Source organism: Nitrincola alkalilacustris (genome assembly GCF_008973755.1).
Lineage (GTDB): Bacteria > Pseudomonadota > Gammaproteobacteria > Pseudomonadales > Balneatricaceae > Nitrincola > Nitrincola alkalilacustris.
In genome coordinates this window covers 83,851-106,900 of the sequence record NZ_WBOM01000007.1, presented here as the reverse complement: position 1 = coordinate 106,900, position 23,050 = coordinate 83,851, and the positions used below count along the sequence as shown (strand labels likewise).

Annotated in this window: 17 protein-coding genes; 5 read left to right on the top strand and 12 right to left on the bottom strand. The window is 53.3% G+C overall.

Going from position 1 to position 23,050, the window contains the following annotated elements:
* Nucleotides 1–177 precede the first annotated feature (177 nt).
* The 4 genes from F7R27_RS13755 to F7R27_RS13740 all read right to left on the bottom strand — a co-directional run bounded on the left by F7R27_RS13755 (nucleotide 178) and on the right by F7R27_RS13740 (nucleotide 3,811).
* Nucleotides 178–1,113, bottom strand: a complete 936-nt coding sequence (locus F7R27_RS13755; protein ID WP_151704843.1) for a SapC family protein — start codon at nucleotides 1,111–1,113, stop codon at nucleotides 178–180.
* Between the two features lie 120 nt (nucleotides 1,114–1,233).
* Nucleotides 1,234–1,890, bottom strand: a complete 657-nt coding sequence (locus F7R27_RS13750) for a hypothetical protein (protein WP_151704842.1) — start codon at nucleotides 1,888–1,890, stop codon at nucleotides 1,234–1,236.
* 100 nt (nucleotides 1,891–1,990) lie between these two features.
* Nucleotides 1,991–2,758, bottom strand: coding sequence for a SapC family protein (locus F7R27_RS13745; RefSeq protein WP_151704841.1), 768 nt, complete (start codon nucleotides 2,756–2,758; stop codon nucleotides 1,991–1,993).
* 93 nt (nucleotides 2,759–2,851) lie between these two features.
* Nucleotides 2,852–3,811: a DUF4214 domain-containing protein gene (locus tag F7R27_RS13740; RefSeq protein ID WP_168927513.1), complete on the bottom strand. Its 960-nt coding sequence runs from the start codon at nucleotides 3,809–3,811 to the stop codon at nucleotides 2,852–2,854.
* A 252-nt stretch (nucleotides 3,812–4,063) separates the two neighbouring features.
* On the opposite strand from F7R27_RS13740, the gene F7R27_RS13735 reads away from it, so the two are divergent.
* Nucleotides 4,064–7,708, top strand: a complete 3,645-nt coding sequence (locus tag F7R27_RS13735) for a choice-of-anchor U domain-containing protein (protein WP_151704839.1) — start codon at nucleotides 4,064–4,066, stop codon at nucleotides 7,706–7,708.
* Nucleotides 7,709–7,790: 82 nt separating this feature from the next.
* On the opposite strand, the gene F7R27_RS13730 is transcribed toward F7R27_RS13735, so the two are convergent.
* Nucleotides 7,791–9,812, bottom strand: coding sequence for a DUF4214 domain-containing protein (locus F7R27_RS13730; protein WP_151704838.1), 2,022 nt, complete (start codon nucleotides 9,810–9,812; stop codon nucleotides 7,791–7,793).
* 388 nt (nucleotides 9,813–10,200) lie between these two features.
* Between F7R27_RS13730 and F7R27_RS13725 the strand changes: the two genes are divergently transcribed.
* The 3 genes from F7R27_RS13725 (at nucleotide 10,201) to F7R27_RS13715 (ending at nucleotide 11,758) form a co-directional block, all read left to right on the top strand.
* The gene (locus F7R27_RS13725; protein ID WP_151704837.1) at nucleotides 10,201–11,151 is read left to right on the top strand and encodes an RpnC/YadD family protein; all 951 of its coding nucleotides are present in this window, start codon (nucleotides 10,201–10,203) and stop codon (nucleotides 11,149–11,151) included.
* A 125-nt stretch (nucleotides 11,152–11,276) separates the two neighbouring features.
* Nucleotides 11,277–11,462 (top strand): hypothetical protein, encoded by a 186-nt coding sequence (locus tag F7R27_RS13720; protein WP_151704836.1) that lies wholly within the window; start codon nucleotides 11,277–11,279, stop codon nucleotides 11,460–11,462.
* Nucleotides 11,456–11,758, top strand: coding sequence for a type II toxin-antitoxin system RelE/ParE family toxin (locus tag F7R27_RS13715; protein ID WP_151704835.1), 303 nt, complete (start codon nucleotides 11,456–11,458; stop codon nucleotides 11,756–11,758). The genes F7R27_RS13720 and F7R27_RS13715 overlap by 7 nt, the downstream gene beginning before the upstream one ends.
* Nucleotides 11,759–12,091: 333 nt before the next feature.
* Here F7R27_RS13715 and F7R27_RS13705 read toward each other — a convergent pair whose 3' ends face one another.
* The 3 genes from F7R27_RS13705 to F7R27_RS13695 all read right to left on the bottom strand — a co-directional run bounded on the left by F7R27_RS13705 (nucleotide 12,092) and on the right by F7R27_RS13695 (nucleotide 15,589).
* A complete protein-coding gene (locus tag F7R27_RS13705; RefSeq protein ID WP_206060518.1) occupies nucleotides 12,092–13,312 on the bottom strand; it encodes a methyltransferase regulatory domain-containing protein in 1,221 nt (406 codons plus the stop codon).
* A gap of 236 nt (nucleotides 13,313–13,548) precedes the next feature.
* A complete protein-coding gene (locus F7R27_RS13700; RefSeq protein WP_151704833.1) occupies nucleotides 13,549–14,511 on the bottom strand; it encodes an Rpn family recombination-promoting nuclease/putative transposase in 963 nt (320 codons plus the stop codon).
* Between the two features lie 103 nt (nucleotides 14,512–14,614).
* Nucleotides 14,615–15,589, bottom strand: a complete 975-nt coding sequence (locus tag F7R27_RS13695; protein WP_151704832.1) for an Rpn family recombination-promoting nuclease/putative transposase — start codon at nucleotides 15,587–15,589, stop codon at nucleotides 14,615–14,617.
* Nucleotides 15,590–15,789: 200 nt separating this feature from the next.
* On the opposite strand from F7R27_RS13695, the gene F7R27_RS13690 reads away from it, so the two are divergent.
* Nucleotides 15,790–16,164, top strand: coding sequence for a transposase (locus F7R27_RS13690; RefSeq protein ID WP_151704831.1), 375 nt, complete (start codon nucleotides 15,790–15,792; stop codon nucleotides 16,162–16,164).
* Between the two features lie 505 nt (nucleotides 16,165–16,669).
* On the opposite strand, the gene F7R27_RS13685 is transcribed toward F7R27_RS13690, so the two are convergent.
* The 4 genes from F7R27_RS13685 to F7R27_RS13670 all read right to left on the bottom strand — a co-directional run bounded on the left by F7R27_RS13685 (nucleotide 16,670) and on the right by F7R27_RS13670 (nucleotide 23,050).
* Nucleotides 16,670–16,873 carry a DUF6447 family protein gene (locus tag F7R27_RS13685; protein WP_151704830.1) on the bottom strand — a complete coding sequence of 68 codons (204 nt, stop codon included), beginning with the start codon at nucleotides 16,871–16,873 and terminating at the stop codon, nucleotides 16,670–16,672.
* Nucleotides 16,874–16,887: 14 nt separating this feature from the next.
* Entirely contained in the window at nucleotides 16,888–17,649 is a 762-nt protein-coding gene (locus F7R27_RS13680) for a SapC family protein (RefSeq protein ID WP_151704829.1), read from the bottom strand.
* 96 nt (nucleotides 17,650–17,745) lie between these two features.
* Nucleotides 17,746–20,289: a DUF4214 domain-containing protein gene (locus tag F7R27_RS13675; protein ID WP_151704828.1), complete on the bottom strand. Its 2,544-nt coding sequence runs from the start codon at nucleotides 20,287–20,289 to the stop codon at nucleotides 17,746–17,748.
* Nucleotides 20,290–20,668: 379 nt separating this feature from the next.
* Nucleotides 20,669–23,050 carry a glycosyltransferase family 4 protein gene (locus F7R27_RS13670; protein WP_151704827.1) on the bottom strand — a complete coding sequence of 794 codons (2,382 nt, stop codon included), beginning with the start codon at nucleotides 23,048–23,050 and terminating at the stop codon, nucleotides 20,669–20,671.

Sequence of the window (23,050 nt, the reverse complement as noted above, 5' to 3'; positions counted from 1 at the left end):
AAAAGCCCGCCCCTGAGGGGGGCGGGCGATAAATATCTAAGGGGACACTCTTACTTGGATGCTACATACTTGGATATTTACTAAATTGCTACACAACAAAGACTAGCATATCCTGCCACATACAACTAGTGGATACAGACAGATTCTGCTGAGCAATGATACCCAGCGAGCTTCAGGTCAGCTGGCGTCTGAAAGCCAGCGCTTCAAGGTCGCTGGCTGGCGTGAAAGATGCGCCGCCATATCACTCAAAATACCCTGTGACTCGCTCTCCTGAGCCAGATACTGGCGTGCTTTGTTGATATCATCATGACGTTTTCTACTCTTGAGCTCATCGGCTGTTACACTGTATTTCCGACAAGCATCCATCAACAACAATTCAACAGCACCGCTCATATCACCAGAAGCGGCAACAGCCTCCAGCGTCGGCTCTTCAGGCACGCTGTTCTGCTCAAGAACCGCCATCAGCGGAGACAGACTTTGCAGATGCAAATGAAGCAACCGCCTCAAACGCGGAGAGATCGTACGATGCTGCTTATATAACACTTTATCTACAATCAGGGCATTCAATTGCTGCTGCTTATCGCCGGCCTTGAATGTCAGCCCCATCGGCTTGAGAAGATCCAGCCCCTTGAGCTCCTCCAGTAGCAGGGCAGTTTCATCAAAAGCAGCCTGAACGGGCTGTAAATGCGAAAGAATCGAACGCATCCGCTGGGTCGGCTTGTGTCTGGATGTTACCAGCTTTTCACCTTTGCCCTTAAAGTGCGGAGCATTATGATAAACAGCAAGCTTGGATTCGCTGCCCTGCTTTACCCAGGTAAAAGGATAAAAGCGCAACTTAGCCGGCGTGTACTTCAAGACCCAACGCCCCTGAGGGTTGATCGGAGAGCTTTTGGTATCATGCAGCAACACGACAAGATGCAGCCTGCCTGATCCATCACGCAGGAAAAGCAGCGGGAGATCACCGGCCAGCAAAGCAGCCTCACGATGATGAATCGTGACACTTGGCCACTCGCGCGCATAATTAAAAGAGGTCTCAATATGAAAGCGAAGATCCGCATGCTTATCAGTTGAAAAAAGCTGCACAGACTGCTCAGAGAACGTGACCAGATTCATATCGTATCGTTATCAGCCGGTTGTATATAAAACAGCCAATTATAGGGCATCATCCTTTCCAACACTACAATTGCACATAGAAAATACGACATTGCCACACAGCCTGCATCCGAAGCAAGGCTAATGGGTCTGACTCGTTAACACCGCCCCTTTAGGGCCGGGGCCGCTATCCATCCATGGCAGGTTAACAGGCAGGTGCCAATGAGCATCCTGAGCCTTGCTGATCAGCAGCTCAAGCAGCTGATGAACATGCTCAACCTGCAGTGGCGTCGCAAGAACCGGCTCATGGGCACAAGGGTGAGTCATGGCCTGGGGGATCGGTAACCCTTTAAAGGCAAGATACAACTCCTTATCCTGGTGCCTGAGTGACAGCTCGGTTGCAAGATAAAGAGGGGGGCTGTCGGGCATAGCTGATTTATCAGTGTCAGATGTGTGAGTGGCAGGTTCAGTCTGCGTAGATGTGGTCTCAGGCGAGCCGGATGCTGCCTCTCTGGCTGTCTCATCGTTCTCCCGCTTGGAATCCATTGCCTGCTGATGCGACATTTTCAGCACATCCTGCCAGTACTGGCTGGGCGTTTTATCCAGATCGGACATCTCTGGCAGCTTATTCAGCAACTGCTGTAAAACCAACATCACCATCCGGCGCGTCAACAACAGACAAAGCCGGCCATGTGGCCCGCGATCAGCCTGCAGAATCAAGCGATCCTCATAAGGGCTGAAGGTGATGTTAAGTTGTTTGCTGACCGGGTAGGTGGTCTCTGCAGTATCATCTGCCATGTTCATAGTGCCCCTGTTACAGACCATCCATTCATTATGGCCTGTTCGTTTAGTCATTAATGAGTAGATCGGGGCAACAACGCTTATTTCAACCACCCCATCAGTTGAAGGTCAGGGTATCGCTCTTGTTCAGGAAATCGAGATTCAGCTCTTCATCCCTGGTGATATCAGCATGACTGCGTACTCTGGCCAGCTCAGCCAGCATGTTCAGGTGCTGCATCGACAACAACTGACAGTAAGTAATCACTAACGCTCCGGCGTCGCGTACTTCAGCCAACGCGTCTGGGGACAGAGCGCTCAATACCGTTTCATTAATTCTGAACAACCCTTCAACCTTCTGCTCTTTATCGCCATCTTTAAGCGTAATTGGCCAAGGCTCGAAAAGGTCATGCTTCTGCAATACCTGGCAAATGCGCGAGGTAGCCAACCGGCTTGCATGAGTCTGCTTCAGAAACTCCAGCACATCACTGACACTTTTGGATGGCGCATCACCTTCAAAAAACGGCTCACCCTCGGTGCCATCCACCACCAGACCGGAGTCCTGATCGACACACAGCACCATCTGTCCATCTTCGGCGGTGGCCAGTTGGAAGGGATAGCTGCGATAGAGTGAAGGAGTATAGCCAGCCAACCAGCGCCCGTCCGGAGCCACCAGCAGATTCTTACCCGGCGCCAACCCCTGGAGCGCTACCGGCACAAACTCTTCACCCTGCGCAATAAACGCAATCGGCAAATGAACGGCAGCACGCGACATCTCAGCCACCACCAGAGGAGCCACAGCATCCCCGGCGGCAAACTGATAATCAGCATAGCGATTCCAGCACTTATTCAGATGTTCAACCTTTGAAACAGCAACCAACAACGTCATCAATAATACCCATGTAAATAGAGTTTGAGAGTTTGGGGTCAGAGTCACAACTCCTCTGCAAACTGCAGCCGCACTACACAACACTACATAACACTACAGCCAGAAATCGCCACCGACTTCATGGATTGCAGCCCCGCCTGATATCTCAACCAGACCGACAGTATCGAAATGTTCATCATCGGTCCATGCCGGATCGTCATCATTATCCTGAAATTGCAGGATCACCGCAGACAGTAACTCAGACTCAACCAGTGGGGGTGAGTTCAATATGTCGATAACAGAGTCGAGCACCCGTGCATAAATTTCTTCAGATGTTCCCGTATCGGTTATCAGCGGACGGATAAGTGCAAAGGTATCACGCAGATTCGTGCCATTCAGCGCCAGATTATCCGACACCTGCTCAAGCGTTTCGACGCTGTACAAAGTGTCCAGCCCCTGCCTGGACAGCGCGCTCTGAGTCAGGAACCACAGCTCAAAACCGGCAGGGCTCAGCTCTGGGCTCCAGTCTGGGTCATAGGGCAGTGGATCAGAGAATGCTGCGAAATGCTGCCACAACTCGGTAAGATCGATCGTGTCAACCGGCGTGTCTTGATTGACCGCCTGTAGCAGTGCCACCGCAGCAGGTATTTGCAGATCACCATACCCCAGCCCCTGCTGCTCAGCCGCATCAGTAAACCGCTGTGCCATCGACAGGCGCTGCTCAACCACAGCCAGATCCTGATTTTGCGCACCTTCAAGGATCGCCAGCGCCAATTGACCAATACTCACCGCACCGCTTTGCAACTGGCCCACCCAATAGCTGAGGCCGGCCTCTTCGGCATCACGACCGAACGCCTGGCGGTAAAGATTGCTCACCAGCGTTTCGGTATCCAGTTGCTCAAAGCGCATGGCATATTCAACAGAATTGGCAAAAGCATCAATGATCCGCTGCAGACTACCCTGTGCCGTATCAAGCTGCTGAGCCCAATAGACCTGACCTGCCGGATCAGCCGGGCGGCCATAGAAGGCAACATAGAGTTTCTGAATCTGGGTGAGAGATGTTGTATTTGGCATGTGTGAGTTCACTCCTTTGATGCTAACGGTCAGTGGGGTCAGAGATTGAAAGATTGGGGTCAGAGTCTGCGACTCTGACCCCAATCTTTCAATCTCTTGTGAGGTTTTTTGATCCTGCTCATACTTATATAGAGCCAAGTGATATAGCATTGCGTATATTAAGAATAACCTAATTTATTCACCTAGAGTGAAATCAGGCTCTGTCATCTGCTTTACTCAGGGGTGATCTGCCAGCCTAAATGGAGTCCTTCTATGTCTTTGTTCGATGGAAAGTTCGGTGCAGCACAGGCTTTCGATGTACAACGTAACCCTGCCTACCCTGAAGCAGACGGTCTGTTCGATCTCACCAACTTCCAGAACATTTTTCTGGCCAATGAGGTGGGACCACTACAAAATGTCGACTGGGGTACTGACAATGACCGCTATGTGATGTTTGTTGACACTGCATCGGCCCCCTCAGTCAATAACCCGAGCGGCCACACGGTTCGCCTTGATCTGTTTGAAGCCGATGGCACCTTTGTCCGTAGTGTGTCTGACTGGGGAACGGTATGGGCACTCGATGATCAGGGCTTCTTTTATGAAGGGCATGACGAGTTAGGTTACTTCATATCCAATGCTGCCGGTTACAATTACGGCGACTCATTTAGCTACGTGCCAGATAATGCATTGGTGACTGATGTAGCTGACCTGCAGGCCTACCCCGCCACCACCATGCCCCTCGCCGCCGGTGAAAGCTGGCCTCTGCTCGCCTACAGCAGCAGCGTCTTCGAGGAGAGCGCCGATAATGATGGCTCGATCGATACCGTTATCACTCTCACCCTGCTGGGCGATACCTTCACCGGTACAAACGGTGACGATTGGTCAGGGCTTGTAAGTAATGTCCCTGCTGGCCTGACAGCCGTATTGATCCGCACCAGCGATACCACAGCAACCCTGACGCTGACTGGCAATGCAACTAATCATGCCGATGCTGACGACATCAGTAACCTGACCGTTGCCTTCACTGACTCCTATTTCACCGACACTGTAGCAGCCGATGTACTTGGCGCGGTCAGAAACAATCTTGTGATCGACTTCAATGATCCAGCCAACAACCTGCCCGGCTTCGGGGCGCCTGAGACAATAACCCAGGTGTCCATATTCAGCCAGCCAAACATGAACGGCAACGATGCCACCCCCGGCAACGGTAATGAAAGCGCTAACCTGGCCAGCATCATCCAGTATCAGATCAATAACAATGCCGACTATACGCTGGATACCTCGATCCAGAACTTCACCGATGCCGATTTTGCCGACAAGCTGGACGCCAGTGGCTTCTTCTTCATGACCGATATGGAGGCTGGTTTTGCCAACCCGGCGGATGAGGACTTTCTGCCGATCAGTGCCCGGGATTCGCTGAAGGACTGGGTCAATAGCGGCGGTGTCATGATGATGACCGGCACTGCCGGGAGCAAAGATACCGAATTCCTTAACCTGATATTCAACTGGGACCTGACCACCGAGTACGGCAGCAGTTGGGATTTCAATGCAGCCAACGCTGCAGGCACTCCCTTTGCCGATGGCCCGGCCTCTTTGCCTAACCTGAGTGCCACCGATGCGATCGGACGTGGCAGCGTTGCCAACTTTACCCCCATCTACGGTACGGACGAAAACGCTACCGTCGCCGTTATCCAGTATGGTGGTGGCTATGTAATCTTCCTTGGCTATGACTTCTATGATGCCGGTATCGCCGGTACCGGATTTACCGCCACAGCCACTCAGTATGGCGCCGATGTCACAAACGGCAGTCAGCGTAACAGTGACTGGGTGCAGAGCATCGTCCCCGGTGCAATGGAGTACTCGGCCAACCTCTCCTCCAGCTTTATCATGACCGAAACTGATGCCGGTCTCACCAGCAGTGGCAGCATGCCGCTGACCGATGACGACGAAGCGGATGAAGTCAGCGTATCCGTGACATCACTGGACGTGACCTATAAGGACTCAGACAACAGCGACCTGCCTGCTCACCCGGATCAGCCTGAGCTGGCCGACCTGCAAGCGATGCTCAGTCTGTCTGGCAACCCGGTGATTAATAGCAGCTCCACCACCGGCACGCTGAACTGGACCTTTAACTCCGGCAGTGAAGCCTTCAACTACCTTGGCGCAGGGCAAAAGCTGGTATTCGAATACACCCTGACCGCCAGCGATGGCAAAGGCAGCGTGGATCAAACACTCACGCTGACCATCAATGGCACCAATGATGCGCCAGTCATCAGCCAGTTGGATGGTGACAGCGGCAGCGGCAGGACCGGCCAGACACTGCTGTTGGATCAGGGCAGTGACGCAGCCGTGGCCGACGTCGACTCCCCCAACTTCAACAATGGCACGCTCACTGCCACGACTCAGTCCGGTACTGCCGATGGCAACTTCCTGTTTGGCGGCAGCAGTATCAAATCGGGTGTCGATGCCGGCAGTGCTGATACCGCAATTAAGGCTGACGACAAGGTGTTCCACAATGGCACCGAGATCGGCAGCGTCAGCGCCACTGATGACGGTCAGGGTGGACACAATCTAGTCATCACGCTGAATGAGGATGCAACACCAGCCATCGCCAGCGTGCTGCTACAGAGCCTGGCCTATCGCACCACAACGGCAGGCCAGCGCAGCTTTGAGCTGGAACTGACCGATGGGCAGGGTGGTAAAGCCACGAGCACAGTGACACTTCAGATCAGCAATCCTCCCAGCTCTCCCGAACCGGAGCCGGAAGTAATCCCCGTCCCCAATCCGGATGGTAGTGGTGTTGGCGATGGCAACGGTGATGGTATTCCGGATCATCTGCAGCAATCGGTTGCCTCCGTGCCCTTCCTCTTCACCCCGACCCCTTCGACAGAACCCATGGCTCCATCTGTGTTCATCACACTGGTTGGTGGCGGTAATGAGGGCAAGGTGAGCAACGATACGGTACAGTTCAGTAATGTATTGCAGCTGGATAAACCCTTTGATGCTCCGGATAACCTGAAAATGTCGGTTGGTATGATCTCGTTTGATGCTCAGGTCAACGCACCAGGCATAACTGAGAACTTTTCCCTATATGTTGAAGGCAAGGTGAGTACCAACGGCTATTTCAAGCAGAATAACCTGAACGAGTGGGTCAATCTGGCCAGCAAGGAGCATGGCGGTCGTGTAGTGCTGGAGGGTGACAAGATTCGTCTGGACTTCAGCCTGACCGATGGTGGCGAGTTCGACGCTAGCGGCAGCGCCAATGGCATGATCTTGGACCCCGGTGCGCCGGCCTTTCTCAGCAACGGCCAGCAAGACCTTATCCAGACGCTCTACATGGCTTATTACCAGCGCCCGGCAGATGCGCCAGGGTTGACTTACTGGATGCAGCACCTGGATGCAGCGGATGGCAACCCTCGCGCCATCATCGAAGCCTTTGCCGGATCGGAAGAGTCTCTGCGCCTGTATGGCGAGATCACGGCAGACAATATTGAGCCGTTTATCGACAATATCTACTTTGCACTTTTTGGCCGCGAAGCCGAGAGCGGAGGCAAGCAGTTCTATGCCGATGCCTTCACGCAGGGAGCCTATCCCGACGGCCGCCCGAGCAGCGCCGCCACTATCATGCTGGATATACTGCTCGGTGCCCAGAATGAGGATCAGGCTGTGATCGGCGCCAAACTGGATGCTGCCCGCCTCTTTACCTGGCTGCAGGACCCCATGAGTGACGGAAATCTGCTGGTGACCTACGATGCGGCGGACGAATCCTTTGCCCGCGACTGGTTGAACGACATCACCACCACAAATGACCTGCCCGGTATGCGCGACCTGTATGAGCTTATGCTGCAGGAGATCTCCAACGAGGGCGACACCATCCAGTTGCTCGGCAGTGGAGCCAGCATAGAGTTGGCGTTCTAGATAGATTGGTATAGATTGGGGTCAGAGTCGCAGACTCTGACCCCAATCTATCTGACCCCAATCTCTAACCACTCAATCTATCTCAGATAAACAGGCCATCAAGGCTGCTCAGCTGCACACCAACCAGTTGCAGGAAAATATCGCTGCTCTGGATACCCGCTTGTCCATCTCCCCGGAAAATAAAAGTATCACCGTCATAAATGAAGGCTGCAATCGTGCTATCGGTCGCGATCAGATCAGCAACCGCATAGGCGCGCTCGGCAAAGCTGAGATTCTCATCAAGGGTGATGATGCCCTGGTTATCAATAAGAGTAGTACCCAGTACCAGCTTGTCATCGTTGATGTTGAAGTGATGGATGATATCCCAGGTTCCGCCCTCAAGGCTGAAAAAGGAGTCTGCCAGAGTCCACTCTGTGGCGTTCAACAGCTCTGTCGTATCGTTGTCACCATTTTCGTCATATGTATTGAGGGTCAGCTGAATAGTGGCAGCAAGCACTCCACCCTTGATCACTATCTCATCCCGGATATCCTGGCCATGATATAAGAAGAGGGTATCAGCCCCCAACCCGGCTTCAATGACATTGGTCTGATAAACATTACTGTAGTGGCTCAGATCAATCGACTGGTCGCCATCAGAGCCGACGATCGCCAGGGCTGCAGTGCCCGAAAGCTTCAGTGATGCCGCTTGCGCAGCGGTCAGAATGACTTGATGCTGCCCACCCATATTACTCGAGGTTTGCAGGCTCGTGGCCTGCAGCTGCTCTGCCTTGATCAGCGAAAAATCGACTGTTCCATTCGTCTGAATGCTTGAACCATCCTTGTTAAGAAAAATTCGGCTGGTATCCGAGAAGATCAGGGTTCCGCTGTTAGCTTCATTAGAGATATACAGACTTCTCAGCCCCTCAATATTAACCTGCATAAACAGGGACTGCTCATCTGCACCCGCAATCAATATCAGTTCGCCAGCCCCTTTGACCAAACGCCCCTGAATCACACCGGGATTCAGGGCAATGATCATGTTGTTAGCATTGATCTCCCATACCGCCTGCCCGAAATCGTGCTCAGACTCACCATAATGCATAAACGTAAACTGATTCAAAGCACCATCGCCGAAGTGCGCAACAACCTGCTGTGTTTTCAGGCCAGAAAGATCAAGCGACTGGTGGTAATCAAACAGACCAGCCCCCGTTGCTGCAACTGAGCCAGTACCACTGACCAGCATGCCGTTCAGCAGTGCAATATTGCCAGACAGCTCAATATCATTCACAACCAGACTGCTGATCTTGCTTTTTTCCACCAAGACAGGTGAGCCAGTGGCAGGGGTAAAGATGTAAACAGCTGTACCCTTTTCCACCCCCTCACTCAGCACAACCTTGCCAAAAGTGGTTGCAACCATCCAGACACCAGATTGATTGCTGCTCTCGGTTACACTGAAACTCACAGGCAGCGGCAGCGGCGGTGCCGGTGTCGGTGCAGGAGATGGCTCATCAGTACCTTCAATAAATTCGATCTGCTCACTCAGATCATTACCGATCTGCGAAAAGAGATCTGGATCGGATGAGGCTTTATTGGCGGCCTGGGTATAGATCTCCACTTTTGCCAGTAGTGTACTCAGGGTACTGTCTGTCAGATTATTGGCCGATACCTGATCCAGCAGCACACGAGCCACAGCAGCAGCCTGAGGTGTGTTATAGACCAAGCCCTCATCGGCCACCCTTTGTGTGAACGCATTGGCAACCTGAAGCTTGATATTGATCACCTCAGCATCTATGCCCTGCGCGCCTTCGAGGATTACCAGAGCAATACTCTGCAGGCTGCGCTCACCACTGGACAGCTGAGCGCTCCAGAAAGCCAGTCCCTCGGCCTCAGGTGCGCGGCCAAACAGGTTCAGATAGATAGCGACTACCTGATCATCCGCGGTCGGGATATTACCAAAGAGCAACAGAGACTCAGCCGACGTGGCAAAGGCATCCAGCATCAGAGTCAGGTCACCATCAGCCTGATCAAGACGATCGGCCCAAAAGAGCAAGCCTGCAGGATCAGCAGGACGGCCATAATACGCAATATATAGACTCTGAATAGTATCGTGATAAATTGCAGACATGGCTCATCCTTGGATGATTGTTAAAGAGCGGGATCGGACAGAAAAGTGCCTGAGCAATGTATGAGTATGCGACCAGACTAATTGAATAGATATAAATGAAAATAATAATTATTTATATCAAATTGAATGCGGAGATTGGGGGGGGATTGGAGATTAGATTGGTAGATAGATTGGGGTCAGAGTCGCTGACTCTGACCCCAATCTATCTACCCAAAATCAGTGCCTGGCCTCAGCCCGCAAGACTTTAACTTCTGCTTCGCTCAAGCCAGAGGCCTGAGCAATCTGAGCATCGGTCAGCACATTCATTGTAGCCGGTATAGGGAATATTGCTTTCGACGCTCCTATCCTGCAACATAATGGCTATCTGCTCCAGCACAAAGGAATAAGCATGACTGACAAGGATGTTGGCACTGCAACCAATGATTTCGATTCACCCTGGAAAGAAGCCCTTTCGTTACTCTTTCAGGATTTTCTGGCTCTACTCTTTCCCCAGGTTCATGACGGCATTGATTGGCAACAGCCAGTGACCTTTCTCGATACCGAGCTGCAGAAGATTGTCCGCGACGCCGGCTCCGGCAAAAAGCGTGTGGATAAACTGGTGCAGGTCTATACAAAGGAACACACGGAAACCTGGCTGCTGATCCATATCGAAATACAGGGGCGCGCCAGTGTGCGGTTCAACCAGCGCATGTTTCGCTATTTCTACCGCTTGCAGGATGCCTATCCGGACCGGGAGATTGTCAACCTGGCGGTACTCACACATCAACAGCTTACCCATAAACTGGGCCGGTATCAGCAGCAACGCTGGGGCAGCGGTATCTCGTTTCAGTACCCGCTGGTCTGCCTGCAAGACTGGGCAGACAAGGAAGAGGAACTGCTTCACTCGGACAACCCCTTTGCCTGCGTGGTGCTGGCGCAACTGATTGCACACCGCACCCGCCCGAATGAGCAGCGCATGGTGGAAAAGGCAGCCTTGATGCGCCGACTGTTACGTAGCGGTTACAGTACCGAAAGGGTCTATGAGCTACTGCGTTTTATCGACTGGCTGCTTCACCTGCCGGAAACTTTAAGTGTACAATTAATGAACAGGATCAATCCCTACGAGGACGACACAATGCGTTATGTTGCTCATTTTGAACGAGTGCCTTATAACAAGGGGCTGGATGAAGGCATTCACCAAGGTGTAGAAGCCACCTTGCGCAAACAGATCACCCTTAAATTCGGCGCTTTGCCCGACTGGGCTGAAGAACGCTTGCATGCAGCCAGTGATGAGCAGTTAGATCGTTGGGTGACTCATATCCTGTCGGCAGAAAGCCTGGAGCAACTGCTGAGTTCGTGAGATAGAGATGGATGGATTGGGGTCAGTAGATTGGGGTCAGAGTCTGCGACTCTGACCCCAATCTACTGACCCCAATCTAACCGAAACTATATAATTCTGTAGCCGCCCGTTAAGGAGGTTCAAACATGCAAGCCCATACAGCCAAACAAGAAGCCCTGGACGCCATCCAGCGACTGCCCGACAACGCCAACACCGAAGAAATCATGTACCGGCTGTACGTACTGGAGAACATCCGCCGCGGCCAGCAAGACGCCGCCGAAGGCAAAACCCAACCGGCTGAAGAGGTGCTCAAGGAAATTCAAACATGGTGAAGTGGACGGCTCACGCCAAAGACCAACTTCGTCATATTCACGATTACATCGCCGAGGATTCACCGCTTTACGCCAAGCGCGTCAGTGAAGAACTGGTGCAAACAACTATTGACCTGGATGAACTGCCCCGCAAGGGACACAAGGTGCCGGAACTGAACGAGGACGCTGTACGCGAACTGGGCCTTTACTCCTACCGGATTATTTACGAGATCAAACCGGATCACCTGATCAATGTGCTGGCAGTGATTCATAAACGGCGGCATGTGGAGCCAGAAGATATTCCGAGGGAACAGTAATGAACAAGCCCGTCGAAGCGGGCTTTGTCTCATTCCGTGTAATCTTCAAATACCCACTACCTTAACCGTGATACTTTCTCCGCAACTTCATTCCAGTTTTCATACCAGAACAATACTTCGCTGTCTGCTGGATACCATCAAGCAGTTTGGCAAACCACAGATCATCCGCACCGATAATGAAGCGGTCTTTACCAGCAGGGAAATTTTACTCTGACCCTAAATTCCCTAAATTCCAGTCAGCGGAAAGCCTGGATCAACTGCTGAGTTCGTAGATAGATTGGGGTCATAGATTACCTGAAATTGTTACTCTGACCCCAATCTCTCCCCACCAATCTATCCGATATGCAGTGCTTTAAGGACTGGCAGGCGCTGTTCCAGAAACTCTTCGGCCTGGGTGGTCAGTTCTGCGAGGTTTTCTTCTGCACTGTCCAGCGCCTTGCCCTCTTTAATCAGGCGCTGCCCCTGAGCGTTGAGGATATTCCAGGTGAACTCCGCCAGCTCAGTGGCTTTTTTGTGCCCCTGTAGTCTGGCCAGCAGAAACAGCTGCTGGAAACGTGGCACCGTAATACCGCCACCGGTTACCGGGCTGGCAAGGGCTGTGATATCACCTACGCTGCGAGCCTTATTCAGCAGATGCAAGTTGAGCGCATCTGTACGTTTTTTCAGCTTGCTGATCTGGCTATCCTCCTGCACTGAGGCAAGGGTACCAGTGCCGGCCAGCACCATAGTGGCCTGCAACAGCTGTACAAAGCTGATCGATTGTGGCTGCAGCTCGGCCTCCAGTTGTCCGAGGGTTTTCGGTTTATGATCTGCCAGCTTATCCAGGATCGGCTGATACACAGACTCCTGCATCGTCGCTTCGCCGAGACTGCCGGTCACCTTGAGAGACACACTATTGTGGGGCACACACAGCATCACGCGTACTGCTCGCAGCGCTTCGGCCTGTTCCAGCGGAGTCAGTCGGCGCTCGCCTTTCACCCAGTAGTCGCGGCGGAACTGCTGGTTAACACAGAAATCTCTGACCGCTTCACGGAAAATAGTATCGGGGATCTGATTCAGCAATGCCTGTTGCTCAGTAGACAGGTTGATCGCATCTATGGCATCAAGATAGTGGGCAGAGCAGGCGTATTCGAGTTTGGCAGGTTCCAGAAAGACCGCCATTTTACTGATGCTCATGGGTGCCCAGTCACGGTTGAAATACTCATGGGCAACGTAATTGCGGTTCTGTTCCTTTATTTTATTGATGCGCTCGGCAATCTGCGGATTGGCTCTGGCGTATCCAGGATTTACAGCCATTAACTGATCGGCAAATGTCAGTGCACCATCAATACGGCTGACAATGCCCGCACCATCCGCCCCCAAGACTTCAGCATGCTCGGTCAAAAGATCACGCATGGGCACCATGGCCGCCCAGCCGGGTTGTGTGTTGTAACTGATATACAGCACGCCACCCACCTTGAGCTTACGACAGATAAAATCGACGATCACTGCGCGGTTCTCATCCGAGATCCAGCTCCAGATACCATGCAGCGCTATAAAATCGAAATCAGGCAAGTCAGACCGCTGGGCAAACTGGTCGAAAGCTTCATCATAAAGCGCGGCACCGGAGGTTGAGATAGACGCCTGTTCCTGCGCAAAACCAGCCTGACTGGGGTTGAAGTCGGTACCCGACCAGTGGGTGACAGAGGCTGCCGCATGAAGATTGGTACTTCAAGCAACTAAATAAGGAGAGGTAGATAGATTGGGGTCATAGATTACCTGAAATTGTTACTCTGACCCCGATCTGAAAATCAGTGCCTGGCCTCTGCCCGCAGGGCTTTAACTTCTGCTTCGCTCAAGCCAGAGGCCTGCGCTATCTGAGCATCGGTAAGTACATTCATTGTAATCAGGTTGCGGGCAGTCGCTCGCATGGTTTCCATTCGGCCTTTCTGAAGCCCTATCTGCTCGCCTTCTTGCCGCCCCTCTTTTCGTTCTTTCTTAGCCCAGCTCTCTAAGTTTTCTGCCAACATATCTTTATCCTCAACTAAACTATGCACCTGATCCAGACTGACATCTGCACCCAGTCGCTGCAGATGGCGTTTCAGCCAGCGGGTGATGATTGTATCAATTCGACCCTTGTGTGGATCAGCCTTGATAAGGCTCACTATCCGATCCACGGCCCGCTGCAATCCCGCCCTGTCTGCAGAGGCTTTTTCGATACTGAACACACCGCTCAAGGGTGTTCGTCGCAGCCCCAACTCCTCATCAGTATAACGCCCTTCGTCTATCAGGTAATAGCGCAGGTGCGGCTGATAGATTCGCAGGAAGGCCGGGGGTTCCGGTTTCACCATCTCGTAAATATCCTGTCGCGCTCGCCAGCGCCTGGAGCCATTATACAGCACTATCGGCAGGATCGGCGGCAGGCCCTGCCTGGGGGTTGTTTCCCTGGTTTTCAACAGATGATCATAGAAGCAGGCGACATAGTGCATCAGCCGGATAGGCATACTGTGGTCAATCCGAGACTGAAATTCCAGCAGGATATACAGAAAAACCCGCTGCCGGCTCCTTTGCCAGTTAACCTCGGCAGACCAGACCACATCCTCGAACTTCTCTTCAAACAGCGGGGTAATGTAGTTGCCGCTGTGATTCCTGAGGGTGGAGAAGTCCATGATCTGTGCGATTTCTGATGGTGCGAAACCTTCAATCAGTTGCTGAACGAATTCAGGATGACTGAACAGCTCCTTGTAGCCGGTATCGTGATGCTGGCTTGCCATGCAACCTCCTTGTTGCTTGGTTATTTGGTACTTTTGGTGGGGTCTTAGATTGGGGTCATAGATTACCTGAAATTGTTACTCTGACCCCGATCTTCACCGATCTTCAGTGCCTGGCTTCGGCGCGGAGCTCTGTAACCATCTCAACAGACAACCCCGATATATCAGCTATCATGGCGTCGTCCATTTCGGTACGAATAATCAAGTTGCGGGCGGTCTCTCGCATGGTTTCCATCCGGCCTTTCTGAATCCCTTTCTGAAGCCCTATCTGCTCGCCTTCTTGCCGTCCCTCTTTTCGTTCTTTTTTAGCCCAGCTCTCTAAGTTTTCTGCCAACATATCTTTATCCTCGACTAAACTATGCACCTGATCCAGACTGACATCTGCACCCAGTCGCTGCAGATGGCGTTTCAGCCAGCGGGTGATGATTGTATCAATTCGACCCTTGTGTGGATCAGCCTTGATAAGGCTCACTATCCGATCCACGGCCCGCTGCAATCCCGCCCTGTCTGCAGAGGCTTTTTCGATACTGAACACACCGCTCAAGGGTGTTCGTCGCTGCCCCAACTCCTCATCAGTATAACGCCCTTCGTCTATCAGGTAATAGCGCAGGTGCGGCTGATAGACTCGCAGGAAGGCCGGGGGTTCCGGTTTCACCATCTCGTAAATATCCTGTCGCGCTCGCCAGCGCCTGGAGCCATTATACAGCACTATCGGCAAGATCGGCGGCAGGCCCTGCCTGGGGGTTGTTTCCCTGGTTTTCAGCAGATGCTCATAGAAGCAGGCGACATAGTGCATCAGCCGGATAGGCATACTGTGGTCAATCCGAGACTGAAATTCCAGCAGGATATACAGAAAAACCCGCTGCCGGCTCCCTTGCCAGTTGACCTCGGCGGACCAGACCACATCCTCGAACTTCTCTTCGAACAGCGGGGTAATATAGTTTCCGCTGTGATTCCTGAGGGTGGAGAAGTCCATGATCTGTGCGATTTCTGATGGTGCGAAGCCTTCAATCAGTTGCTGCACGAATTCAGGATGACTGAACAGCTCCTTGTAGCCGGTATCGTGATGTTGGCTTGCCATGCAACCTCCTTGTTGCTTGGTGATTTGGTACTTTTGGTTGAGGACTTAGATTGGGGTCATAGATTACCTGAAATTGTTACTCTGACCCCGATCTCACGAAAGCCATTATGCTCAGCAATACTGACCAGCTCAAGCAAAGAGGCATGTGATCAAATCCAGAGTTATGACTCTGACCCCGATCTCAGGAAGACTTTGATCGGGTGCGCTCGGTACCGGGTATCGGGAAGGTACTGGGGATGACCGTGTTATTGGAAATCGGCAACATCAGCAGGTTTGACTCAGTAGGCGACTTCTCCTCCTATGCCCGGTGTGTGGAAAGCAAGTGTATCAGCAACAACAAAAAGAAAGGCCAGAACAATCGCAAATGTGGCAATCGCTACCTGTCCTGGGCCTTTCATGAAGCAGCGCACCATAGTCTGGCGCATTACCCGCCAATCAAGGTTTTCTATGAGCGTAAGAAGCGTAAAACCAATGGCATGATTGCCATCCGAGCGGTGGCCCACAAACTGCCGCGGGCCTGTTTCCATGTGTTGAAAAAAAGAGAAGCGTTTAATATGGCTCTGGCATTTCAATAAGTTCAGGAAGGGCCAAGCCAGTAATGGGGTTGTTCAACAACCAATACTCTGAATGGATGGCCCTTCCGCCTGTGTTATCCTGTTCGCCCCTGAGCTGAGCCACTAAGGGTTGGACGCAGTTTGAGCCACAGCATCTGTTAATGTTTATCAGATGGACAGGTCAGGGTACCGGAAATTTTTTGGAACGCATAAGCGTTAGGGGCTCATTCGCAGTATGAATGTCGCCTTGATCCAGATGGGTGACTGGTGCGAACGGAGTCGACACCAGACGACGAAAAAACGAAGCGAAACGGATCCCCCAGGCGGAGATCACTCTTCAAACATCTCGATATCATTAAAATATCGGAATGGGTATTGTTGTTTACTTGACACGGCTGATTAATGGGTGACCCCGATCTCGACTGGACTGGACTAGAGATTGGGGTCAGAGTCGCAGACTCTGACCCCAATCTCTTCAATCTCTTCAATCTCTTAATCTATCAAGTGATTGCCAGCAGGCGAGTGTTCAGTTCGCGATCTTCGACAGCTCTTCTGTCAGCGCGCGCCCGTAGGCGGCCTTGGCGGTCTCGACGATGGCGATCTGGGCCTTCAATCGCTGCAGCTCGGCGTCGCACACGCGCAAATTGGTCAGTTGGGCTTTGGCATCTTCCGAGAGGTCAGCCAGTTTGTATTCCTTGTCGTTGATCTTGACGGTGTCTTTGGTTTCCATGGTATTTCCTTTGTTCAATTGAATCGAATTGTGTCGTTTGCCAGCATCTCGGACCACAGCTCTTGCGTCTGCTGGGCGAGTTGTGGGTATTTGCCAGCGATGGCGCCTTGTCTGAGGTTGGCCATGGAGAGCAGGTGCGCGTAGATCAGCGGCAAGGCGCCCTGATCTCGCAGCTTGGCAAAGTCTTCGTGCGTGAGGTTGTTGAGCTTCTCCTCACTGACCACCAGCATCCCGCCCAGGGAGGTGCCCTCCTGTCCGGGTTGGTTGACGTTGATGAAGCGTTCGATCAACACACCTGCGTCGGCGATTACGGTAACAAGCCTGGCGGTGACCTGCTCGGCTGCGCGGGTCTTCTTGAGTTGTTCCATGCGCGTGTTGAGGTAGACGCTGGGCTGCCCTGCTTCAAACAGACGATAGCCGGTATTTTTATGCAGTTGCGGCGCTGAACTGTCGATGCCGATTACAAATTCATGGGGATTATCTGGAATTGGTGACAGCGTCAGCGGATAGGCCCGGATCTTGGCGGGGATGTAAGTTGAAAGCCAACGGCCTGTGTCATCCACGTAGGCGTTGCGGCCTTGTTCCACACCCAGTAAGGCAAAAGGTAGATGCTTGCCTTTAAGGAAGACAAGGGGGTACTCGCGGGCCACATCGGCGATTTCGCTGTAGACGATGGGTACGACCATTTCGGCCGACGCAAAACGCCAGTCGTCGGTCTCAGTGAGCTTCAGCTCCCCGTGCTGCGTGGCGTTGAGCGGAACAGGTTTCTTGTACATGTGGCCACCTTTCGCGTTCTGTAAAAAAAGAGGGGGCTGTAAACAGCCCCCTCCGAGTGTATCACTTCAGTTCAGGCCCTCGAGTGAGGGCGTGAATCAGAAGATGAAGTTAAATGCGTCAGACGACACATCCGCACCAATAACCGTGATCTCGCCTTCGAAAGCTGTGGAAGTAATGACTGTATCAGCTCCAGCCAACACGATTACCAGGTCGTCCAGACTGTTTACGCCTGCAAAGGCGCTGAAGTCCAGACGGTCGCCGTTACTACCGACACCAACGGTGAAGTTGCTGATATCGACAGTACCGATATCGTCACCCACGAACTTGATGATTTCACGAGCAGTACCATCGCCCTCGGCGATGTAATCCAGATCAGCAGCACTGATCATAATGGTTACGGCTTGAGCAAAGGCAGCAAATTCAGCGTAGACTTCGATATAGCCATTCTCGTTGGCACCACCGTCGTCGTTACCCGTCAGGCCGCTCAGGTCAATCAGGGTGACCTTCGGAGTATCATTCAGTTCAAGGTAGTTGTTGCCATTATCGTCCCCCGCCACCACGGTAACCGTGGTCAGCTTGGCAGCGTCCTGGATGACCGCATACACTTCATCACCTGCTGTCAGTGATACGGTCAGCAGTTCGGGTGCACCGTCGAGGTCCAGATTGACAGAGCCGTTGTTCTCGTTGTCTGCATCAGCAACGATGGTCAGGTTCTTCAGCATGGCCAGGTCGTAGATGTTGGCATCCACACTGCCTTCTGCAGAGGTGATGGTGACATTCTCAAGCACATCGTTGTAGCCGTTGTTGGCATCATCCAACTGGACATCGATGTAGTCTTCAGCCGACAGGTTCAGCGTGCTGACGGCATCGAGATACAGATACACATCATCAAACGTGTCCTTGGACTCGATGTTCAAGGTTGCCTGTGCATTGTCGATCTGGAACTCCCATCCAGCACCAATGAGGTCGGCAACTACCAGCTTGGAGATGTTACCTACGCCTTCAAGGTCAAGGGTAGCATCGCCAGTCAAGGTGATAGAGTCGGCAAACTCCAGCGCACCGACACCTGAGAGGGTGACGTCGGAGAAGTCCAGATCAGCTAGGTCAGTCTGATTACTTACATCACTGATACCCAGCGTGTTGAAGCCCGTACCCAGGGCTACGACCAGCTCACTGTCAGCAACGAAGTAGTCGTTATCCAGCACGATACGGTCATCACCGGAACCAGTGGTGACGGACACCAAGTCACTGGTTCCGAAAGTGATGTCGATGTTACCGGTCGCAGTGCCAGCATTCACTGTCAGCTCGCTTGAACCGTCGTCGAGGCTATCGATCGTCAGATTACCAGAGCCCATAATGTTGAAAGAAGTGGTGCTGTCGTTCGCATCCGACAGATCCCACCAATCAACCTGCAGATCGGCATTCAGGGTCACGTTCACAACAGCAGCAGCACCAGCAAAAGCAGACGAGCTGTAGTTCCTGATATCCAGACCCGAAGAGTCACCATTCACAACAACGTTCAACTCGAGTGCAGCGCCTTCGTCGTCAAGGTCCAGCTCAACATCCTTCACGTTATCCAGGTTAACCGTGTAGGAGCCTGCAGCCTTGTCGTCAGTGTGATTGAACTCAACATTGACATCACCATTCTCAACGTTGGTCAGCGACAAGGAGTTGTTAATCGCAGCACTACCGGCATACGAGATCGTCAGGGTGTTACCATCCAGGTCAACGTTCTTGACTTCAAGTGCCGTAGAACGGTTGACGCTCAGCACGTCAACGCTGTCATTATGCTCCATACCATTGAAGTCAAGCGTTGCCTTGGTGAAGGCGTTATTGGCGAGGTTCAGCGTGTCGAAACCGTCATCACGGATGTCGGCAATAAACTTCTCGACATTGCTGATGGTAGCAATGCCCAGGTTCAGCGCGCCCTGGTCAGTGGTGATCTTCAGGGTGTCGGTACCGGCACCGCCATTGATCACATCGCCCAGAGTGAAGGTGTTGTTGGCACCATCCACTATGCCGAGGATGGTGTCATCGTCAGCAGTACCCTGGATGTTGTCCTGACCGGTCGTCAGTACAAACGTCTGACCTGGTACGCCGGGAACATCATCTTTCAACTGCTGAATAGTCGTGGCAATATCAAACGCGTCAGTGTCAGTCGCGTCATCGACATTGGCCAGCATTGCGCGTGCAGTTGCGGCAGCAGCATCACCGTCATATGCCGCATTGGCATCAACATCAGCTTCCAGCGCTGCGGTGAAGCGAACAGCTACAGCCAGTTTGTTGTTGATGGTGGTCAGGTCTTCGTTCTGAGCGCCATCCAGAATCATCAGAGCAATTTTACCCAGGAAGCCTGGCTCACCGGCATTTTCAGCCAGCAGATCAACGTAGAACTGCTTGCCTGCTGCATCCGGTGCACGATTGAACAACTGCTGATACAGAGAATCAATCTGATCTTCAGGGTCCATGGTGCCGAACAGTGCCTGAGATTCAGCAGAGTTGGCGAACGCCTGGATGATTTCGTCCAGATTTCCTTCTACGCCTTCCAGCTGATCAACCCAGAATGCCAGACCAGCTGGGTCTGCAGGGCGACCGTAGTAAGCGATGTATGCTTTTTGTACATCATCAGAGAATGCCATCTTTTGTAGCTCCTTTCGTAGTATCCAAGTCACTCGGTCATTTATATGACAAAGCGTAGCTGCTTTGTTATGCAGAAGCGCATGGCCAATACACACTTCTGATTGCGGAAAGTTTATCCGCAAAATGTTACAGGCACAAGGCAAGCGCCTTATGGCCTGCCGAAATTGCTAGTAATGGTCAAGCGCCGCCGCATAGTGGCCTGATAAGTGTAGGCAAAAAGCCGGCTAAGTGAACAGACCAGCCGCCGTTTTTAACAGACACCTCTGCTTATACGGGCTTAACACACATGATCCTACTATAACTGTTTGATATGTTAAAGCCCGTTCGTCGGTAATATGCAACCTTTCATGCATTGCAGCATGAAAATTTAGTAAATGGTTAATATTTGACCAGTTCTAGCAGCGGTCTGGCGCATACCGACCAGTCATAGTCTGCCTCGGTGCGCAGCCTGGCATTACGCAGGCGCTCGTTGCGCTGATCATCCGGCAACGCCAGCAGGGCTTCTATCGCCGGGCCGAAGCGTTCGATCGGTGCCACGCTGATCTCGTGCTCGTGCACAAACTCGATACCACGGTTGCCGAAGGGGGTGGAGATGATCTCCAGGCCGCAGGCGGCGTAGTCCAGCATCTTGAGGTTGGTGCCCGATCCCGACAGCATCGGGTTCAGGGCGATGCTGGCGGTGGCCATCACCTGCTGCTTGTCTGCCTCTGGCAGAGCGCCCAGCAGCAGTACATTGGGCGGTGGCGGTGGTATATCGGGATGGTCGCACAGGCTACCGAGCAGCCAGAACTGCCACTGCGGGTATTTGCAGGCGAGTTCGATGGTGATCAGAGCGGCTTCTATATTGGGGCCATGCCAGCTGCCCATGAACAGGATCACCTCCTGATTGATCCCCATGCGCTGGCGCTGGTGCCGTCGTGTCTGCAGATCGGTAAAGGGGGTGAGTTGTGTATCCACACCGTTGGGCACCACCGCGCAGGGGGTTTCGCGCTCGCCATACAGCTGCAGCAGGCGGTCGGCATCGCGGGCGCTGCAGCTGACGGCCCAGCGGCTGTCGTGCAGGCAGTGGCGCTCGATCCAGCGCACCTTATCGAGCCAGACTTCGCCGCCCGGGCGTCCGCCGAGGATCGATTCCTTCACGTCGGCCTCGACATCCTGAGCGTCGTATCCCACCGCCCCCTGCCACACGGCACGGATCGCCTTATAGAAGAAGGGGTGCGAGGAGATGATCAGATCGCTGTTATCGGCCAGTGCTTTCAGGGTGTTCATATAAGCTGGGTTAAGGAACACGCTGTCGATCACCAGAATATCGCTGATATCGGTTTGCACCTTGCCCGACAGCTCGCCGTTTACCCGGCGCTGCGCTTCGTTATAGGGGATGCAGATCTCGCTCAGCCCTGCGGTCAGTTGCAGCTCGTGCCCCTGCTGGCCAAAAGAGAGGATGGTGACATCATGCTCACGCGCCACCTCTCTGTATAGATGATACAAGCGGCTCTGCCCGCCACCGTGCGGCGGCCAGGCGGGAAAGGTGGAGGTGACCACGATGCGCTTGCGCGGGCTTGGCAGGCCGGTTTGTCTGTTTGGTGTTTGTGCTGGCATTGGCGTTAGCGCTTCTCCAAGCAGCGGGGTCATGGTCGCTTGCCAGCTGATATGGCGGCTGATTCGTGACTGCGCCTCGCGCCCCATGCGGGCGGTGTCCTCCGGCTGGCGGATCAGTTGCGCCATGGCATCGCGCAGGGCGCTTTCATCCGGCGCCACACTCAGGCCGGTTTCGCCATTCACGACAAACTCATTCACGCCACCGGCATCGGTAGTGGTCAGCACCGCTTTTCCTGCCTGCATCGCTTCGATGGTGATCAGACCGTAGTCCTCATCGTAGGGGATGAAGGGCACAAAAAGCGCATCGGCGTAGTAGTCGATGATCTGACTATCGGTGATTCGGCCCAGAAACTTGATACGCGGGTCATCTTTTGCCAGTTCATGCAGCAACGCTTCCTGCGGGCCGGTGCCGGCAATCAGGAAGTCGATCTGATCCGGCAGCTGCAGGAAAGCCCGCACCAGCAGCTCGATCCGCTTGGGCTGATCCAGCCGACTGGCGGTGAACAGGTAGCGGTAGTCACCACTGCGTATCCCCTTCAGATCCGAGGGGTGGTGCATCACCAGCACCTCGGCATCTGCGGGGAAGTAATCACGTCGCCGCCGAACCGTATGGGAGATCGCCGCATAGCGCTGGATCGCGCCGGGGCGCTGCGCGATGCGATCCAGATGGTGCACGATGGCGCGGGTCAGCGGGCCGGGAAAGGCAAAATGGCTGTCATGCGCGGGATCTGCCATCAGGGTTTGCACCTGAGCGAACAGCGGTTGAAGCTGTTCGCGTGCAGGCGTGGCCTTGAGCAGTGCCAGCAGCGGGACGAAGGCGTCCGGCAGTGCCGGGAGCGACTCGGGCTGGCCACAGAAGTGGTAGGTGTCGTATAGCCCGCGCAGTGTGTGCTGCAGGTAGCAGATATGGTTGGGGTGATCGATCATCCAGGCGGGATATTTGGTGCTGATCACGCAGTCAAAATGGCTCAGGTCCATGCGGCTGAAGGCTTCGTAGCTCTGGATCACTTCGCGGAAGTTGCGCTCCGGCGAGGGGATCTTGATCAGTTCGGCCTGATGGGAGGTCTGCTGATTCAGATAATCGAGCATGCCCCACCAGAGCTTTTCGGCGCCGCCGATGGTATAGGGAACGGGGCTGGGGGCCAGTATTGCGATTTTCAC

What these genes read in the sequence shown, in the direction of transcription:
- F7R27_RS13675 (WP_151704828.1), bottom strand. Translation starts at nt 20,289, where the DNA reads ATGGCATTCTCTGATGATGTACAAAAAGCATACATCGCTTACTACGGT.
- F7R27_RS13740 (WP_168927513.1), bottom strand. Translation starts at nt 3,811, where the DNA reads ATGCCAAATACAACATCTCTCACCCAGATTCAGAAACTCTATGTTGCC.
- F7R27_RS13735 (WP_151704839.1), top strand. Translation starts at nt 4,064, where the DNA reads ATGTCTTTGTTCGATGGAAAGTTCGGTGCAGCACAGGCTTTCGATGTA.
- F7R27_RS13680 (WP_151704829.1), bottom strand. Translation starts at nt 17,649, where the DNA reads ATGTACAAGAAACCTGTTCCGCTCAACGCCACGCAGCACGGGGAGCTG.
- F7R27_RS13725 (WP_151704837.1), top strand. Translation starts at nt 10,201, where the DNA reads ATGACTGACAAGGATGTTGGCACTGCAACCAATGATTTCGATTCACCC.
- F7R27_RS13750 (WP_151704842.1), bottom strand. Translation starts at nt 1,890, where the DNA reads ATGGCAGATGATACTGCAGAGACCACCTACCCGGTCAGCAAACAACTT.
- F7R27_RS13730 (WP_151704838.1), bottom strand. Translation starts at nt 9,812, where the DNA reads ATGTCTGCAATTTATCACGATACTATTCAGAGTCTATATATTGCGTAT.
- F7R27_RS13745 (WP_151704841.1), bottom strand. Translation starts at nt 2,758, where the DNA reads ATGACGTTGTTGGTTGCTGTTTCAAAGGTTGAACATCTGAATAAGTGC.
- F7R27_RS13720 (WP_151704836.1), top strand. Translation starts at nt 11,277, where the DNA reads ATGCAAGCCCATACAGCCAAACAAGAAGCCCTGGACGCCATCCAGCGA.
- F7R27_RS13695 (WP_151704832.1), bottom strand. Translation starts at nt 15,589, where the DNA reads ATGGCAAGCCAACATCACGATACCGGCTACAAGGAGCTGTTCAGTCAT.
- F7R27_RS13700 (WP_151704833.1), bottom strand. Translation starts at nt 14,511, where the DNA reads ATGGCAAGCCAGCATCACGATACCGGCTACAAGGAGCTGTTCAGTCAT.
- F7R27_RS13715 (WP_151704835.1), top strand. Translation starts at nt 11,456, where the DNA reads ATGGTGAAGTGGACGGCTCACGCCAAAGACCAACTTCGTCATATTCAC.
- F7R27_RS13755 (WP_151704843.1), bottom strand. Translation starts at nt 1,113, where the DNA reads ATGAATCTGGTCACGTTCTCTGAGCAGTCTGTGCAGCTTTTTTCAACT.
- F7R27_RS13685 (WP_151704830.1), bottom strand. Translation starts at nt 16,873, where the DNA reads ATGGAAACCAAAGACACCGTCAAGATCAACGACAAGGAATACAAACTG.